The organism is Arthrobacter sp. FW306-1B-G06A, assembly GCF_058781765.1.
The window spans coordinates 92,943-108,544 of record NZ_JBYSXB010000002.1; the positions used below are offsets into that span (position 1 = coordinate 92,943).

The 15,602-nt window shown below is 64.5% G+C and carries 14 protein-coding genes; 7 read left to right on the forward strand and 7 right to left on the reverse strand.

Going from position 1 to position 15,602, the window contains the following annotated elements; genetic code table 11:
* The first annotated feature begins 35 nt into the window (after positions 1 to 35).
* Complete coding sequence (locus AC3WJM_RS01475) at positions 36 to 980, forward strand: COX15/CtaA family protein (RefSeq protein WP_059389274.1); 945 nt, start codon at positions 36 to 38, stop codon at positions 978 to 980.
* A 179-nt stretch (positions 981 to 1,159) separates the two neighbouring features.
* Here the strand turns inward: AC3WJM_RS01475 and AC3WJM_RS01480 are convergent, their stop codons facing one another.
* The gene (locus AC3WJM_RS01480) at positions 1,160 to 2,122 is read right to left on the reverse strand and encodes a heme o synthase (protein WP_059389275.1); all 963 of its coding nucleotides are present in this window, start codon (positions 2,120 to 2,122) and stop codon (positions 1,160 to 1,162) included.
* A 412-nt stretch (positions 2,123 to 2,534) separates the two neighbouring features.
* Between AC3WJM_RS01480 and tkt the strand changes: the two genes are divergently transcribed.
* From tkt to pgl, 6 genes are read left to right on the forward strand one after another with little or no spacing between them, the layout of a single operon-like run.
* Complete coding sequence (gene tkt / locus AC3WJM_RS01485; RefSeq protein ID WP_284988315.1) at positions 2,535 to 4,652, forward strand: transketolase; 2,118 nt, start codon at positions 2,535 to 2,537, stop codon at positions 4,650 to 4,652.
* A 57-nt stretch (positions 4,653 to 4,709) separates the two neighbouring features.
* Positions 4,710 to 5,828 (forward strand): transaldolase, encoded by a 1,119-nt coding sequence (gene tal, locus AC3WJM_RS01490; protein ID WP_284988216.1) that lies wholly within the window; start codon positions 4,710 to 4,712, stop codon positions 5,826 to 5,828.
* Positions 5,829 to 5,833: 5 nt separating this feature from the next.
* Entirely contained in the window at positions 5,834 to 7,465 is a 1,632-nt protein-coding gene (locus AC3WJM_RS01495; protein WP_492271055.1) for a glucose-6-phosphate isomerase, read from the forward strand.
* Between the two features lie 15 nt (positions 7,466 to 7,480).
* Positions 7,481 to 9,046: a glucose-6-phosphate dehydrogenase gene (zwf, locus tag AC3WJM_RS01500; protein WP_059389277.1), complete on the forward strand. Its 1,566-nt coding sequence runs from the start codon at positions 7,481 to 7,483 to the stop codon at positions 9,044 to 9,046.
* Entirely contained in the window at positions 9,043 to 9,966 is a 924-nt protein-coding gene (locus AC3WJM_RS01505; RefSeq protein ID WP_492271056.1) for a glucose-6-phosphate dehydrogenase assembly protein OpcA, read from the forward strand. The genes zwf and AC3WJM_RS01505 overlap by 4 nt, the downstream gene beginning before the upstream one ends.
* An 8-nt stretch (positions 9,967 to 9,974) precedes the next feature.
* The gene (pgl, locus tag AC3WJM_RS01510; protein ID WP_284988219.1) at positions 9,975 to 10,793 is read left to right on the forward strand and encodes a 6-phosphogluconolactonase; all 819 of its coding nucleotides are present in this window, start codon (positions 9,975 to 9,977) and stop codon (positions 10,791 to 10,793) included.
* Here pgl and AC3WJM_RS01515 read toward each other — a convergent pair.
* The 6 genes from AC3WJM_RS01515 to AC3WJM_RS01540 form a co-directional block, all read right to left on the reverse strand.
* A complete protein-coding gene (locus AC3WJM_RS01515; RefSeq protein ID WP_284988220.1) occupies positions 10,746 to 11,141 on the reverse strand; it encodes an RNA polymerase-binding protein RbpA in 396 nt (131 codons plus the stop codon). The genes pgl and AC3WJM_RS01515 overlap by 48 nt on opposite strands.
* Positions 11,142 to 11,223: 82 nt before the next feature.
* A complete protein-coding gene (gene secG, locus AC3WJM_RS01520; protein ID WP_059389278.1) occupies positions 11,224 to 11,481 on the reverse strand; it encodes a preprotein translocase subunit SecG in 258 nt (85 codons plus the stop codon).
* A gap of 47 nt (positions 11,482 to 11,528) precedes the next feature.
* The gene (tpiA, locus tag AC3WJM_RS01525) at positions 11,529 to 12,344 is read right to left on the reverse strand and encodes a triose-phosphate isomerase (RefSeq protein ID WP_059389279.1); all 816 of its coding nucleotides are present in this window, start codon (positions 12,342 to 12,344) and stop codon (positions 11,529 to 11,531) included.
* A gap of 83 nt (positions 12,345 to 12,427) precedes the next feature.
* A complete protein-coding gene (locus AC3WJM_RS01530; protein ID WP_307053014.1) occupies positions 12,428 to 13,654 on the reverse strand; it encodes a phosphoglycerate kinase in 1,227 nt (408 codons plus the stop codon).
* 9 nt (positions 13,655 to 13,663) lie between these two features.
* The gene (gene gap / locus AC3WJM_RS01535; RefSeq protein ID WP_059389281.1) at positions 13,664 to 14,674 is read right to left on the reverse strand and encodes a type I glyceraldehyde-3-phosphate dehydrogenase; all 1,011 of its coding nucleotides are present in this window, start codon (positions 14,672 to 14,674) and stop codon (positions 13,664 to 13,666) included.
* Positions 14,675 to 14,959: 285 nt separating this feature from the next.
* Entirely contained in the window at positions 14,960 to 15,583 is a 624-nt protein-coding gene (locus tag AC3WJM_RS01540; RefSeq protein WP_059389282.1) for a superoxide dismutase, read from the reverse strand.
* Positions 15,584 to 15,602: the final 19 nt, after the last annotated feature.

Consider the following 15,602-nt stretch of genomic DNA (forward strand, 5'->3'; position numbering starts at 1 on the left):
TCAGCGTGAATTGAGTACCGAGAATTGAGAAAACTGTGAGCACGGCTTCCCGCCTCCCGAAGTCCATCCAGCAGTTGACCGCCAAGCTCCCCACGGAGGTCAACAGCACCGTCCGCAGGCTGGCGATGTTGTCGCTGATCGGCCAGGTGGTCCTGGTGGTCACCGGCGGCGCGGTCCGGCTGACATCCTCGGGGCTCGGCTGCCCCACGTGGCCGCGCTGCACCAGCGGTTCCCTGGTGAACACGCCGGAGATGGGCATCCACGGCTTCATCGAATTCGGCAACCGCATGTTGACGTTCGCCCTGGCCGCCGTCGCCGTCCTGATGCTGGTGTACTTGTGGAACCTCCGTAAGGAACGCCGCGACCTTTTCCTCCTCGCCGTGGGCCTGCTCGCGAGCATTCCGGCCCAGGCCATCATCGGCGGCATCACCGTGCTGTCGAATCTGAACCCCTGGGTTGTCGGCCTGCACTTCCTGGTTTCGATGGCCCTGGTTGTCTTCTCCACGCTCCTGGTCAACCGCGCCTACGGACGGACCGGCCGCTTCATGAAGCTGACGTTGGCGCCGATTCCGGGCGCAATGAGCCCCGTCATGACCGCCGTCGCGTTCTTCTCGGCAGTCGCCGTGTGCCTCGGCGTCGTGGTGACCGGTGCCGGACCCCACGCAGGCGACGCGAACGCGCCGCGCAACGATCTCGATTGGGACCTCTTCTCGCATATCCACGCAGTGCCCGCGTACCTCATCACGGCGGGAGCCGTCTTCGCCGTCTACTTCGTCCTGCGCAAGGGCATCACCGGCTTGTTCCGCACAGCTGCCCTGCTGCTGCTCGCCGTGACGGTCCTGCAGGCGGTCATTGGCTTTGCCCAGTACTACAACGGCATCCCCGCCCTCCTGGTAGGCGCGCACATGTTGGGCGCCGCCCTGCTCATGAGTGCCGCCACGAACGCGGCGGATGTGGCCCGGTTCAGCCCGAAGCTCTAGCCCCTGGCGGCTGATGGCCCCTGCGAAAGCCAAAGGAAAGACCCTCTTTCACGTCATGCGACGTGAAAGAGGGTCTTTCGTTTTAGCGCTATCAGTGAGCGGGCGTTCGGGGAAAAGGCGGTAAAGGTGAGCGGGCGTTTGGGGGTGACGGGGATGTAGAGGGCGAGTGTGACGGGCCGTCAGCCGCCGATGATCGGGGAACCGATGAACGGGTCCACCGCGAGGGCAATGAAGAGGAGCGTCAGGTAGCTGATGGAGCCGTGGAAGACCTTCATGGCTCCCTTGTTCGAGACGTCCCCGCCCTGTGCCCGGTTGTAGAGGGCGTGTGATTCATACAGGAACCAGGCGCCCGCGAGGACGGCGGCGATGGTGTACACCCAGCCGGCGCGGCCCACGGGCACCAAAAGCAGCGAACACGCAACCATGGCCCAGGCGTAGAGAACCACCTGCACGGAAACCACCTTGGCACCTGCGATGGCACCCAGCATGGGGACGTTGGCGTTGCGGTAGTCCTCGCCGTACCGCATGGACAGCGGCCAGTAGTGCGGAGGAGTCCACAGGAAGATCACCATGAAGAGCACGACGGCGGGCCACTCCACAGTGTTGGTCACGGCGGCCCAGGCGATCAGCACCGGGAAGCAGCCGGCCGCGCCGCCCCACACGATGTTCTGTGCAGTGCGGCGCTTGAGGATCATCGTGTAGATGACAACGTAGAAAACAATCGCACCAAGGCCGAGCCACGCCGACAGCGGATTGGCCCCGAACCACAGGATGGCGATGGAGGCAGCTCCAAGGATCCATGCGAAGACGAGTGCTTCGCGAGGGGTGACTTCGCCCGTCACGAGGGGCCGCTTTTCGGTGCGGTGCATCAACTTGTCGATGTCGCGGTCGATGTAGCAGTTGAAGACCCCTGCGCTGCCGGCTGCGAAGGCGCCGCCCACCAACGTGGCGAGGATCAAGCCGATCGAAGGAAAGCCCCGTTGCGCGAAGATCATGGTGGGCAGGGTGCTGACCAGCAACAATTCGATCACGCGGGGTTTGGTCAGTGCCAGATACGCCTTGAACTTACGGGACATTCCGCGCTTCCCCACAGCCGGGGAAGCATTGAGGGGCGTATCTGTTGTGCTCACGTTGGCAGTCACTCTGTTCTTTGCTGGTGTTGTCAAGGCGGGTTTCCCGCGGTGGCGGCACCCCGGTTCGGCCTCCAGATATCATACCGTGGCCTGTCCGACGCCATGGCACCCGGAACTTTCCTTTGTTTCCGAAAGTTCACCGGCGCTTTGCCGCTGCCGTGATTCATAAAACGGAATATGCGTCCATTTTTTGAGATTCCCACCATTCGGGGTGGCGAACCGGGCTAAGCTGTCTGCAGATCAGCTCACGCAGGTTTCCGAGAAAGCGTATTCTCAGATTTGCATGTCTGGATGATAGATCAACGTTTCAATGGTGAACGGCTGGTAGGAACTTCGCAGCGGGCGCCATCCTGTGCCCGAGGCTTGCCATGTGCCGTCACCAGCCGTCAGCACAGAGAGGGGCTCGGTTTACGTGCCACATTTGGAAGAGCAAGAACTGACTTGGACAAGCCTGGACCAGCGCGCCGTGGACACCGTCCGCGTTTTGGCCGCTGACGCCGTCGAGAAGGTCGGCAACGGTCACCCCGGTACGGCCATGAGCCTTGCGCCGGCCGCCTACCTGCTGTTCCAGAAGCTGATGCGCCACGACCCGAAGCACCCGGACTGGATCGGCCGCGACCGGTTCATCCTGTCCCCCGGACACACGTCGCTGACCCTGTACATCCAGCTGTTCCTTTCCGGCTACGGCCTGGAGCTGAAGGACCTCGAGGCCCTGCGCACCTGGGGCTCGCTGACCCCCGGCCACCCGGAATACAAGCACACCGCCGGCGTCGAGATCACCACCGGCCCGCTGGGCCAGGGCCTGGCCTCCTCGGTGGGCTTCGCCTACTCGCAGCGCCGCCAACGCGGCCTGTTCGACGCCGATGCTCCCGCCGGCGAGAGCCCGTTCGACCACACCATCTGGGTCATTGCCTCCGACGGCGATCTCCAGGAAGGCGTCACCTCGGAAGCTTCTTCGCTGGCCGGCCACCAGGAACTGGGCAACCTCGTGGTGATCTACGACGAGAACCACATCTCCATCGAAGACGACACCGACGTGGCCTTCACCGAAGACGTCCTCAAGCGCTACGAGGCCTACGGCTGGCACACCCAGCGCGTGGACTGGACCAAGACCGGCGAATACGTCGAAGACGTCCAGGAGCTCTACGGTGCCCTGCTCGCCGCCAAGGCCGAGACCGGCAAACCGTCCATCATCTCGCTGCGCACTATCATCGGCTACCCGGCCCCCAAGAAGCAGAACACCGGCAAGATCCACGGTTCCGCCCTCGGTGCCGAAGAAGTCGCAGCATTGAAGGAAGTCCTGGGCTTCGATCCCGAGCGTTCCTTCCAGGTTGACGAGGACGTCCTGGCGCACGCCCGTGCAGTCGTCGAGCGCGGCGCAGCCGAGCGCAGCGAATGGCAGGCATCCTTCGAGGCGTGGCAGACCGCCAACCCCGAGGGCGCGGCACTGCTTGAGCGCATCGAGGCCAAGAAGCTCCCCGTCGAGCTCGACGCCGCACTGCCGGTGTTCGAAGCAGGCAAGGAAGTTTCCACCCGCGCCGCTTCCGGCAAGGTCCTGAACGCGATCGGCCCGGTCCTTCCGGAACTGTGGGGCGGCTCAGCCGACCTCGCCGAGTCCAACAACACCACCATCGAGGGTTCGCCGTCGTTCATCCCGGCCTCGCGCTCCACCGGCGCGTGGAAGGGCAACCCGTACGGCCGGGTGTTGCACTTCGGTATCCGCGAGCACGCTGCCGCGTCGATCGTGAACGGCATTTCGCTGCACGGCCGGACCCGGGCGTTCTCCGGCACGTTCCTGATCTTCAGTGACTACCAGCGTCCCGCGATCCGCCTTGGCGCGCTCATGGGCGTCCCTTCGCTGTACGTCTGGACCCACGACTCGATCGGCCTGGGCGAAGACGGCCCAACCCACCAGCCGGTGGAGCAGCTGTCCACCCTCCGCGCCATTCCGGGCCTGGACGTTGTCCGTCCCGGCGACGCCAACGAGGTTGCCGCGGCATGGAAGACCATGCTTGAGAACCACGAGAACCCGGCAGGCATCGTGCTGACCCGCCAGAACATCCCGACCTACGCACGCGGCGAAGGCCTTGCCGAGGGTGACACCTTCGGCTCCACCGCCGGGGTCGCCAAGGGCGGCTACGTCCTGGCAGAGGCTTCAAAGGACGGCGCTACGGTCCCGGCCGAGGTCATCCTGATCGGCACCGGTTCCGAGGTCCAGCTCGCGGTGAACGCCCGCGAAGCGCTCCAGGCCGAAGGCATCGCCACCCGCGTCGTCTCCATGCCGTGCGTCGAGTGGTTCAACAAGCAGGACTCCGCGTACCGCGAGTCCGTGCTCCCCGCCGCCGTCAAGGCCCGCGTCTCGGTCGAAGCCGGCCTGGCACTGGGCTGGAAGGAATTCGTCGGCGACGCCGGACGCTCCATCAGCCTCGAGCACTTCGGCGCCTCGGCAGACTACAAGCGCCTCTTCAAGGAGTTCGGCATCACGGCAGAAGCAGTCGCCGCCGCCGCAAAGGACTCCCTCGCGGGTCTCAATAGCTGAAAAAGCGTTTGAGACGAATCCGACAGCAACGAACAGATTTCCAAGGAGATTAAAGAAATGACTACGACTCCCACCCAGCAGCTTTCCGACGCCGGCGTGTCCATCTGGCTTGACGACCTCTCCCGCGAACGCCTTTCCAGCGGCAGCCTGCAGAAGCTCATCGAAGAGAAGAACGTCGTTGGTGTCACCACCAACCCGTCCATCTTCCACGCCGCCATCACCGCCGGCAGCGACTACGACGCCGTGATTGCCGAAGAGGCCGCCAAGGGCGCAACCGTCGAAGAGACTGTCTTCGAGATCACCACCACCGACGTCGCCGATGCCTGCGACCTCTTCGCCCCGGTCGCGGCAGCGAGCAACGGCGTGGACGGCCGCGTCTCCATCGAGGTGGACCCCCGCCTCGCGTGGGACACCGAAGGCACCATCGCCGAGGCCAAGCACCTGTACAAGAAGGTCAACAAGGACAACGTCCACATCAAGATCCCGGCAACCCTCGAAGGCCTCGCCGCCATCACGGCAACCCTGGCCGAGGGCATCAGCGTCAACGTGACCCTGATCTTCTCCCTGGAGCGCTACCGCGCCGTCATCAACGCATTCCAGTCCGGCCTGGAGCTGGCCAAGGAAAACGGCCACGACCTCTCCAAGATCCACTCCGTGGCGTCCTTCTTCGTCTCCCGCGTGGACACCGAGATCGACAAGCGCCTCAACGCCATCGGCACCGATGAGGCCAAGGCCCTCAAGGGCAAGGCAGGCGTCGCCAACGCCCGCCTCGCCTACCAGGTCTACGAAGAGCTGTTCTCCACCGAGCGTTGGGCAGTCCTGGCCGAAGCCGGCGCGCTCCCCCAGCGCCCGCTGTGGGCCTCCACCGGCGTCAAGGACCCGGCGTACCCGGACACCCTGTACGTGACCGAACTGGTCGCGGCCGGCGTCGTCAACACCATGCCGGAAAAGACCCTCGACGCCACGTTCGACCACGGCGTCGTCACGGGTGACACCATCTCCGGCACCTACGAAGAAGCAAACAACGTCCTCAACGCACTCGAGGGCCTGGGCATCTCCTACAACGACGTCGTCGCAATCCTCGAATCCGAGGGCCTGGACAAGTTCGTCGCCAGCTGGAAGGAACTTCTGGCCGACGTCGAAGGTGCCCTCGCCTCTGCACGGAAGGCTTCCTAACCCACATGAGCACTCTCAGCTACGACGCCAGCGGTGCTGCGCAGCAGGCCATCGAGCAACACATCCCGGCACTTGTCGAAGACCGGATTGCCACCAGGATTTTCGCCAAGGACCACACTTTGTGGGGTCCGGATGCCGAATCCGAATCCGCCATCCGTCTCGGATGGGTGGAAGCGGCAACCGTTTCCCAGCCCTTGGTCGAAGGGATCCTGGAACTCCGGGATGCCCTCCGGGCCGAAGGCGTCTCCCGCATTGTCCTGTGTGGCATGGGCGGCTCTTCGCTTGCCCCCGAGGTCATTGCCGGCACCGCTGGCGTCGAGCTGACCGTGCTGGACAGCACAGACCCCGAACAGGTCGGTGCTGCCCTCGCGGACCGCCTCGCCGAGACCGCCATCGTGGTCTCCTCCAAGTCAGGCTCCACCGTGGAGACTGACTCGCAGCGACGGGTATTCGAGCAGGCCTTCACCGAGGCCGGCATCGATGCCAAGAGCCGCATCGTTATCGTGACCGATCCCGGTTCCCCGCTGGACAAGGCCTCCCGTGAAGCCGGCTACCGTGCCGTCTTCAACGCCGACCCGAACGTCGGCGGCCGCTTTTCGGCGCTGACGGCTTTCGGCCTGGTCCCCAGCGGCCTTGCCGGCGTCGACATCCAGGCGTTCCTGGATGAGGCCGAGGAAGCTGCAGAAATCCTCAACGAGGACTCCGCCGAAAACATCGGGCTCCGGCTCGGTGCCGCCCTGGGCGGAACCACCCCGCTGCGCAACAAGATCGTCATCGTCGAAGACGGTTCCGGAATCGTCGGCTTCGCGGACTGGGCCGAACAGCTCATCGCCGAATCCACGGGCAAGCTCGGCACGGGGGTCCTGCCGGTTGTTGCAGGTCCTTCCGCACCCGAGGTCAGCAGCGGTGCGGAAGACGTCCTGGTGATCCGCCTCGTCGGTGCGGAATCCGACGTCGAACTCGGCGAAAACGAAGCCGCCATCGCCGGTGGCCTCGCCACCCAGATGTTCGTCTGGGAATTCGCCACCTCGGTCGCCGGCCGCCTGCTGGGTATCAACCCCTTTGACCAGCCCGACGTCGAGGCAGCCAAGATTGCCGCGCGCGGCCTGCTGGACGCACGTCCCGAGCCGACGCCGGCGAACTTCGTCGACGGCGCGATCGAGGTCCGCGGAGGTGCGTGGCTCGGCGACGCGGCAACGGCCGCCGATGCCGTCAAGTCACTCCTCGGCGAACTCGGCACGGACGGCTACCTAAGCGTCCAGGCCTATTTCGACCGGATCGCGTTCGCTCAGCTCGAGGGCATCCGGGACGAACTCGCCGGAGTCAGCGGCCGTCCGGTCACCTTTGGCTGGGGTCCGCGCTTCCTGCACTCCACCGGGCAATTCCACAAGGGCGGACCGGCCATCGGTTCGTTCCTGCAAGTGACCGCTTCCGCGACCGGCGACATCGCCATTCCGGAACGGCCGTTCACCTTCGGTCAGCTGATTGCAGCCCAGGCGGCCGGCGATGCCCAGGTTCTCGAGAACCACGGCCGCCCGGTACTGCGTCTGCACCTCACGGACCGCGGAGCCGGCGTTGCCCAGCTCCAGGAAATCGTCGCCGCATTGGCCGGCCAGGCCAGCGCGCTCGAAAGCTAAGGCACAAACCCAAACATGCCAGAAACTGAAATCGGTTACCGGTCCACCGGAAAGGCAAGCCACCGCAATCCCCTTCGGGATCCCCGGGACCGGCGCCTGAACCGCATCGCAGGGCCATCGTCGCTGGTGTTCTTCGGAGTCACCGGCGACCTTGCCCGGAAGAAACTCATGCCGGCGGTCTACGACCTCGCCAACCGCGGGCTGTTGCCGCCGAGCTTCGCGCTCGTCGGCTTCGGCCGGCGGGATTGGAGCAACGAGGACTTCGCGAACGAGGTCAAGGAGAACGTCAAGGCGCACTCCCGCACCCCGTTCGACGACGCCGTCTGGAACCAGCTCTCCGAGGGCATCCGCTTCGTCCAGGGAGAATTCGACGACGACCAGGCCTTCAAGCGCCTCAGCGCCACGCTGGACGAACTCGACGAAACCCGCGGCACGCGCGGCAATCACGGTTTCTACCTGTCCATCCCGCCCAAGGCCTTCGAGCAGGTCTGCCAACAGCTCTCCAAGCACGGGCTGGCGCAGGCCGGCGACGGGCAGTGGCGCCGCGTGGTCATCGAGAAGCCCTTCGGCCACGACCTGGAGTCCGCGCGCAAGCTCAACGACATCGTGGAGTCCGTCTTCCCGCCGGACGCGGTCTTCCGCATCGACCACTACCTTGGCAAGGAAACGGTCCAGAACATCCTGGCCCTGCGCTTCGCCAACCAGCTGTTCGAGCCGCTCTGGAACGCCAACTATGTTGACCACGTCCAGATCACCATGGCCGAGGACATCGGCACCGGGGGCCGGGCAGGCTATTACGACGGCGTCGGCGCGGCCCGCGACGTCATCCAGAACCACCTGCTGCAGTTGCTGGCCCTGACGGCCATGGAGGAGCCCATTTCCTTCAACGCCGATGACCTGCGTGCCGAGAAGGAAAAGGTCCTCGCTGCTGTCAGGCTTCCCGAGGACCTCTCCACCCATTCGGCCCGCGGCCAGTTCACCGGCGGCTGGCAGGGCGGGGAATTGGTGCAGGGCTACCTCGAGGAAGACGGCATTCCGGCCGATTCCAAGACGGAAACCTACGCGGCCATCCGCCTGGACATCAACACCCGGCGCTGGGCCGGGGCACCGTTCTACCTGAGGGCCGGCAAGCGTCTTGGCCGCCGCGTCACGGAAATCGCCGTGGTGTTCAAGCGCGCACCCAACCTGCTCTTCCGCGGCCACGGCGAGGACGACTTCGGCCAGAACGCCGTGGTCATCCGGGTCCAGCCCGACGAGGGCGCCACCATCCGCTTCGGGTCCAAGGTTCCCGGCACGCAGATGGAAGTCCGCGACGTGACCATGGACTTCGGCTACGGCCACTCGTTCACGGAGTCCAGCCCCGAGGCGTACGAGCGCCTGATTCTGGACGTGCTGCTGGGCGAGCCCCCGCTCTTCCCCCGGCACCAGGAAGTCGAGGAGTCCTGGAAGATCCTGGACCCCTTCGAGGAATACTGGGCCGGACTCGACGAACAGCCCGAACCCTACGCTCCCGGCAGCTGGGGCCCGGCCTCGGCCGACGAGCTGCTTGCCCGCGACGGACGAACCTGGAGAAGGCCATGATCGTAGATCTTCCCGACACCACCACCTCCAAGATCTCCAAGAAGATCACCTCCCTGCGCGAGCAGGGAGGTGTGATCGCCCTTGGACGCGTCCTGACCCTCGTGGTGGTGACCAAGTCCGGGCTTGAGGAAGAAGCCATCGAGGCAGCCAACGAGGCCAGCCGCGAACATCCGTGCCGCATCATCGTCCTCGCGGACGCAGGCAGCGAAGCGCCGAACCGCCTCGACGCCCAGATCCGCGTGGGTGGCGACGCCGGAGCATCAGAAGTCATCGTGCTGCGCGGTTACGGTGAACTCGCCAAGGAAAGCGAATCCCTCGTCGCGGCACTGCTGCTCCCGGACGCGCCGATCGTGGCCTGGTGGCCGCACGGAGCACCCGAGAACGCCTGCGAGACATCCATCGGCAGGATCGCGCACCGCCGCATCACGGACTCCGCCAACGAGGCCGACCCCGCAGCAGCGCTGGCCCGGATCCGGAACACGTACCGGGCCGGCGACACCGATCTGGCCTGGACACGCCTGACCAACTGGCGCCTCCAGCTCGCGGCAGCCCTGGACCAGGTAGACGAATCCCCCGTCACGGCCATCGCCGTCGAGGGTGCTTCGGACTCGCCCAGCACGCTGCTGCTGGCCGCCTGGCTCACCCTGTTCCTCGACGCTCCGGTCCAGATTGTTGCCGACCCGGCGGGAACAGGCATCCGCAGGGTACGGCTGAGCCGCGCCACAGGCGACGTCCAGCTGATCCGTCCTGGCCTCACCATTGCGGAACTGACCCAGCCGGGCCAGCCCGCGCAGCGGATTTCACTGCCTCGCCGCAGCCTGCGGGACTGCCTCGCCGAAGAATTGCGCCGTCTTGATCCGGACGATGTCTTCGGAGAAGTGATTACTATGGGACTGCCCCGAACCAATAGCAAGGAGTGACCGTCCCAGTGAGCGCTGACCCAAGAGTAAGCATCCATCCCGACTCCGCCGTCCTTATGGCCGCGATCGCAGCACGGCTCATCACCAAGCTGGTGGACGTCCAGGACAAGCACGGAGAAGCCACTGTGGTCCTCACCGGCGGAACCGTGGGCATCGGCACCCTGAAAGCGGTTGCCGATTCGCCCGCGGCGCCGGCCGTTGACTGGTCCCGGGTGAACTTCTGGTGGGGTGACGAGCGCTTCGTCGGCAAGGACAGCACCGACCGCAACACCGTGCAAGCGCGTGAGGCACTGCTCTCCAGCTTGCCAGTGGACCCGGCCCGCGTGCACGAACCGGGATCATCGGATGAGTTCGCCACCGCGGACGAGGCCGCGGCGGACTACGCGGCCCGGCTCAAAGCCGCTGCCGAGGCCGAGCACTCCGCGGACACCTCGGACAACCGTCCCGAGGAGGCAGGCGAGTTGCCCCGCTTCGACATCCTGCTGCTCGGGGTGGGTCCGGATGCGCATATTGCCTCGCTCTTCCCGGAGCAGGCAGGTATCCGCGTGAAGGACCGTACGGTGGTGGGGGTCGAGAACTCCCCCAAGCCACCGCCGTCGAGGATTTCGCTGACCTTGCCCGCCATCAACTCCGCCCAGGAAATCTGGATGGTCGTGGCAGGCGAGGACAAGGCCGGCGCCGTGGGGCTGGCACTTGCCGGGGCCAACCCGGTGCAGGTTCCCGCCTCCGGGCCCAGTGGCCGCTCGAGGACCCTGTGGCTTATCGATGAGAATGCAGCCTCACGCGTCCCCCAGCAGCTCGTCCGAAAGGACCCCGCGGGCGCGTAGCCGCTTGAGCGCTCCGGCCAGGACAATCTCCGCGTCTTGGCTGGAGCGTCTTTCTTTAACGTAGTCCAGGTGGCTCTTGAAGATTTCTTCGTCCGCACGTTCCATGGTGGCTTCGCCCTGTTCGCGGACGGCAACCAGGCCACACTTCGGGCAATCCCACCGGATCGGGATTTGATCTTCCGGGAGTTTAACGAAAACAAGCCGCGTCTCATGTCCCTTGGCGCACCAATAGGGAACACGAATACGCGGCAAGCTTTCGCCGACTACAGAGTCGGGTTGGTTTCTTGGGGCCGATCCAGCTGTTACGCCGGCCCGTGTGCCCCGGAATCCAGAAGTACCATGAACCATCGTCGATCCCCTTGAGAGTTCGGCTGCATGGCTTGAAGGCCATGCAGCCTAGTCTAGTGGGAGGATCCCGGCGACGGCAGTGCTAGGAGTCTCCGCCCGCGGTGAAGCGCATGATGAGGCCAAGTCCAATGATCACGACACCCCAAGTGCAGCCCAAGACGATGGTGAAGCGGTTGAGGTTTCGCTCTGCGACACCTGAAGAACTCAATCCTGAGCTCATGCCACCGCCAAACATATCGGACAACCCGCCGCCACGTCCCTTGTGGAGGAGGATGAGCAGCGTCAGCAGAAGGCTGGTAATGCCCAGCAGAATCTGCAGAATGACTTGAAGAACGTCCACGACGGCCTTTCAGAAGAACGGAAAACGGGAGCGGAACCGGAAACGGACTAAGCCGCGCTGAGGTGGCTCTCGAACCTGACAATGTTAGCAAACTCGGCGGGGTCCAGGCTCGCGCCACCCACCAGCAAGCCGTCGACGTCGCTTTCGGCCATGATCGCTGCCGCATTGTTGGCCTTGACCGAACCACCGTAAAGGAGGCGGGTCTTGGCGGCCACAGCATCGTCGAACAAGGATGCGAGCTCTGAACGGATAGCGGCGCACATCTCCTGTGCGTCTTCGGGACCCGCGACTTCGCCAGTACCAATGGCCCAGACAGGCTCGTACGCGACAACCAGTTCGCCGGCCTGGTCTGCGGTGAGGCCTTCGACGCCGGCGCGCAACTGGGCCAGCGTGTGCTCCACATGGGTGCCGGCCTGGCGGACCTCAAGGCCCTCGCCGACACACAGGACCGGCGTAACGTCGTGGCGGAAGGCTGCTTTGACCTTCGCGTTGAGGACCTGGTCGTCCTCGTTGTGGATGGTGCGGCGTTCGCTGTGGCCCACCAGGACATAGGCGCAACCGAGCTTGTTGAGGAACTGGCCGGAGATATCGCCGGTGTACGCTCCGGAGTCGAACTGCGAGAGGTCCTGTCCGCCATAGACGACGTCCAACTCGTCGCCCTGGACGAGGGTCTGCACACCGCGCAGATCGGTAAACGGGGGGAAGACTGACACCTCCACCCGGCTGTAGTCGTGCTTGGCGTCGGAGAGGGTCCAAGCCAGCTTCTGCAGCAGGGTGATGCCCTGGACGTGGTCCATGTTCATCTTCCAGTTGCCGGCAATGAAGGGCTTGCGGATGAAGTTTCCGTTGGCAGAAGTTGTCACGTGTGCTCCAAAGATGCGTTGAGATAGGGAAAGCCGGCGGGGCGCTTGCCTTCAAGGAAGGGCCCCCCGCCGGCCATGTAGCCTTAGCGGTCCAGAACGCTCAGGCCGGGAAGATCCTTGCCTTCAAGGTATTCCAGGCTGGCGCCGCCGCCCGTGGAAATGTGTCCGAACTGGGAGTCCTCAAAGCCGAGGGTCCGGACGGCCGCGGCGGAGTCGCCGCCGCCAACCACGGTGAATGCCGGCGTCTCAGTCAAGGCCTGGGCGATGGCACGGGTGCCGCCGGAGAAGGCTTCGAATTCGAAGACGCCCATGGGGCCGTTCCAGAACACGGTCTGTGCGGCCTTGATCTGCTCGGCGAAAGCCTCCGCGGATACCGGTCCGATGTCCAGGCCAATGCCGGAGGCGCCGAACGAGCTGTCCTCGATCGCGTCAGCGGCGACCACTTCGTGTTCAGCGTCGGCGGCGAAGCGGCTTGCGACCACGACGTCGGTGGGGATGACGAAGGCGGTACCGGCGTCGGAGGCGCGCTTGAGGTAGTCCTGGACCACGGGGATCTGGTCAGCTTCAAGCAGGCTGCCCGCAACCTTGTGACCGGCCGCTGCGAGGAAGGTGAAGAGCATTCCGCCACCGACGAGGATGGTGTCTGCCTTGCCGAGGAGGTTGTCGATCACTGCGAGCTTGTCAGAGACCTTGGAACCGCCGAGGACCACGACGTACGGGCGCTGGGTATCAGTGGTGAGTTTGCGCAGAACCTCCACCTCGGTGTGCACAAGGTCACCCTGGTAGGAAGGAAGCCGGGTGGCGACGTCGTAGACGCTGGCGTGCTTGCGGTGGACAGCGCCGAAGGCGTCATCCACGAAGGCACCGTTGTCGCCGGTGAGCGCCACGAGTTCATCGGCGAAGGCGCCGCGCTCGGCGTCGTCCTTGCTGGTTTCGCGGGCGTCGAAACGGACGTTCTCCAGGACCAGGACGTCTCCATCGTCCAGGGACCCGGCCAGCTCCTTGGCGGACTCACCAACGGTGTCTTCCGCGAGCTGGACCTTGAATGGCGCGAGCTCCGCAAGCCGCGCCACAGCCGGCTTGAGCGAATACTTGGCCTCGGGAGCGCCCTTGGGGCGTCCCAGGTGGGCCGTGACGAGCACGCGGGCACCGGCGTCCGAGAGCTTTTCGATGACCGGGAGGGAGGCCTTGATGCGGCCGTCGTCGGTCACTGTAGAGCCGTCGAGCGGCACATTCAGGTCACTTCTGACAAGAATGTACCGCCCGCGGACACCTTCAGCGATCAGTTCGTTGAGGGTGTGAGATGTCATGTGTCTACCCTAGCCCAGCTTGGATGCGACGAGCTCCGTGAGGTCAACGAGGCGGTTGGAGTAGCCCCATTCGTTGTCATACCAGGAAACAACCTTGACCTGGTTGCCGATGACCTTGGTGAGGCCGGAGTCGAAGATCGAAGAAGAGGGGTCGCCGACGATGTCAGAAGAGACGATCGGGTCTGCCGTGTAGCTGAGGATGCCCTTGAACTGCTCGGTCTCCGAAGCTGCCTTGAGAGCCGCGTTGACTTCCTCAACGGTTACTTCGCGGGAAACCGTGACGGTCAGGTCCGTGGCGGAACCGGTGGGGACCGGGACGCGGATGGCGTAGCCGTCGAGCTTGCCCTTGAGTTCCGGAAGGACGAGGCCGATCGCCTTGGCAGCACCAGTGGAGGTGGGAACCATGTTGATCGCTGCGGCGCGGGCACGGCGGAGATCGCTGTGGGGGCCGTCCTGCAGGTTCTGGTCCGCCGTGTAGGCGTGCACCGTGGTCATGAGGCCGCGTTCGATGCCGAAGGCGTCGTTGACCACCTTGGCCAGCGGGCCGAGGCAGTTGGTGGTGCAGGAAGCGTTGGAAATGATGTGGTGTGCTGCGGGGTCGTAGAGCTCGTGGTTGACGCCCATGACGATGGTGATGTCTTCGTCCGAAGCAGGAGCGGAGATCAGGACCTTCTTGGCACCTGCGTCGATGTGCTTCTGCGCAGCGGCGGCCTTGGTGAAGAAGCCGGTGGACTCGATGACGATGTCGACGCCCAGTTCGGCCCACGGCAGGTTTGCAGGGTCGCGCTCTGCGAGGACCTTGATGATGCTGCCGTCGACAATGAGGTTGCCCTCTTTGACTTCGACGGACTGGGTCAGGCGGCCGCCGACGGAGTCGTACTTCAAAAGGTGGGCAAGTGCCTCGGGACTCGTGAGGTCGTTGACCGCAACAATTTCGAGGTCGGCACCCTGGGCGAGTGCTGCGCGGAAGTAGTTGCGGCCGATGCGGCCAAAGCCGTTGATACCAATACGGGTGGTCACTATTTCAGTCTCCTTGGTGCTCTTGCAAGCACACCTAGTGAGTCGGATCTTGATTCCAACTAACAATTCCCGCACACCATTGGGCAGAAGTGATTATCAGATCGGAGGGCGACCAGCCACATTGCTGAAGGCTAACCGCCTTCCGTGACCCATCTTACGTTTAACTACGTCTGCCCCCGCAACTGCGGGGGCAGACAATCCGGTATTTGGGCGAAATTCACCTGAATGTGAAGTTTGTTACATCCCCGTGTATTCCGCGTCACTCACCGATCCTGGGCGGAGTCCCTAGAGAACGATCAGCCCGGTGGCGTTCGCGCGGGCCGCTTCGAAGCGCTTTGCGACGTCGGCCCAGTTGACGATGTTCCAGAAGGCCTTGACATAGTCGGCCTTGACGTTGACGTAGTCCAGGTAGAAAGCGTGCTCCCACATGTCCAGCATGAGCAGCGGCGTGGTGCCGACTGCGACATTGCCCTGCTGGTCGTAGAGCTGCTCGATGAGGAGGTTGCCGCCGATGGGCTCGTAGGCAAGGAAGCCCCAGCCGGAACCCTGCAGTCCAAGCGCGGCTGCCGAGAACTGGGCACGGAAAGCATCGAAGGAGCCGAAGGCGTCATCGATGGCCGCAGCCAGCTCACCCTCGGGCTTGTCGCCACCGTCCGGGGAGATGTTGTTCCAGAACACGGAGTGGTTGATGTGGCCGCCGGTGTGGAACGCGAGGTCCTTGGAGAGGCGGTTGATGTTGGCGAAGTCGCCCTTGTCGCGCGCCTCGGCCAACTGGGCCAAAGCGTTGTTGGCGCCTGCTACATAGGCGGCGTGGTGCTTGCTGTGGTGCAGCTCCATGATCTTCGCCGAAATGTGCGGCTCAAGTGCTGCGTAGTCGTAGCCGAGCTCGGGCAGTACGTACTCTGTCACGAAATCCTCCAATGTAGTG